The organism is Komagataeibacter sp. NFXK3, from assembly GCF_054182245.1.
Genome location: NZ_JAPIVJ010000070.1, coordinates 1 through 1,453, shown reverse-complemented (window position 1 = coordinate 1,453; position 1,453 = coordinate 1). Strand labels below are relative to the sequence as shown.

Annotated in this window: 1 protein-coding gene; it reads right to left on the bottom strand. The window is 56.8% G+C overall.

Going from position 1 to position 1,453, the window contains the following annotated elements; translation table 11 throughout:
- Positions 1–342: 342 nt before the first annotated feature.
- The gene (locus tag OQZ28_RS17490; RefSeq protein WP_034926561.1) at positions 343–1,374 is read right to left on the bottom strand and encodes an IS110 family RNA-guided transposase; all 1,032 of its coding nucleotides are present in this window, start codon (positions 1,372–1,374) and stop codon (positions 343–345) included.
- Between the last annotated feature and the right edge of the window lie 79 nt (positions 1,375–1,453).

The window sequence follows — 1,453 nt, the reverse complement described above, 5'->3', positions numbered from 1 at the left end:
CTTATGTGGACGGCCGGTTCGATGCAATGGATCACATTTGTTATCTCTCTGCGTTTCTCTAAATCTTGTTTTCTCGGTGGAATGCATCGCTGCTCGCAGGATGCGGGGATCCGGTCAGGTGCGCCCTTATGTCCGGCCTGTTTGTGCGACGTTTTTCGCTGGCCATTATGGGTGTGCGCTTGCGTGTCAGGCACCAATCTTGAAAACGTGCTCGATGGCACATGTCATCCAACGGTATCGCCTGAACTGTTCCTGAATTACAGTCTTCCCATCACGCTGGTCAGTGCATTCTGCCGGATCTACCGGGGCGAACCCCGGCATCCATCGTCTTGGCAGCGCATGTCAGATTACAGCGACATTGCGGCCGGCCGGACGATAGATCTCTTTGCGCGACAGGAGAGCCCAGACGATCCGGGCCAGTTTGTTGGCAAGTGCGACGGTTGCAAGACGTGTTGGGCGACGCTCCAGAAGCTTGCAAAGCCATGCCCCTGCGGCGCTTGTCCATTTCTGCGCGCGGAAGGACATGGATGTCGCCCCCAGAACGAGCAGCTTCCTTATTTCCCGGTTGCCCGTTTTCGTAATCCTGCCCAGCCGGACCTTTCCGCCGGACGAGTGCTGGCGCGGCACAAGTCCAAGCCAGGCCGCGAAGTGCCGCGCACTTTCGAAAGTGTCGATATCCGTGACAGATGCCACGATCAAGGACGCGGTCATCGGGCCGATGCCGGGTATTGTCAAAAGACGACGGGCATCTTCGTCCTGCCTGGCGTGCGCCTGGATTCGCCTTTCCAGGCATCCGATGCTTTCACTCAACTTTCCGTATTGTTCGAAGAGCAAAATGACGGTCTGCTTCATGACGTCGGGCAAATCGGGTGATGTCTCGATTTTCGCCAGAAGATCGGGCAGGCGACTGTTTCCCAACGGCACGATCAAGCCGAATTCCGCTGCAAGCGCGCGCAACGCATTGACCAGCATCGTCTGCTGTTTGACCAATAGTGTGCGCGTTGAGTGTAACGAGAGCAGGCTTTGCTGTTCTTCGTTTTTGATCGGGACGAAGCGCGTGTCGGGATGGAGTGCCGCAAGACAAATGGCTGCGGCGTCAACAGCGTCGTTTTTCTTGCCACGTTTGACGAACGGCTTGACCATGTCCGGCGGAATAAGTTTCACGTCATGACCCGCATCGCGGATGACGCGCGCCCAATGATGCGATGTGCCGCAAGCTTCGAGCACGACCTGACACCGCTCGAGTTTCCCGAAGAATGAGGCAACCTCACTGCGCCCGAGCTTTCGCTTGAGAAGACATTTTCCGTTTGCATCTGTGCCGTGCGCCTGAAAAACGGACTTGGCGATATCCAGGCCGATCATGGTAATTTTCATCCGGGCGGTCTCCTCTGAATGGTCATTCCGACCCCAGCATGGCACATTGATGCCGCATGGAGGCCGTCCACCCCATCTT

What these genes read in the sequence shown, in the direction of transcription:
- OQZ28_RS17490 (WP_034926561.1), bottom strand. Translation starts at nt 1,374, where the DNA reads ATGAAAATTACCATGATCGGCCTGGATATCGCCAAGTCCGTTTTTCAG.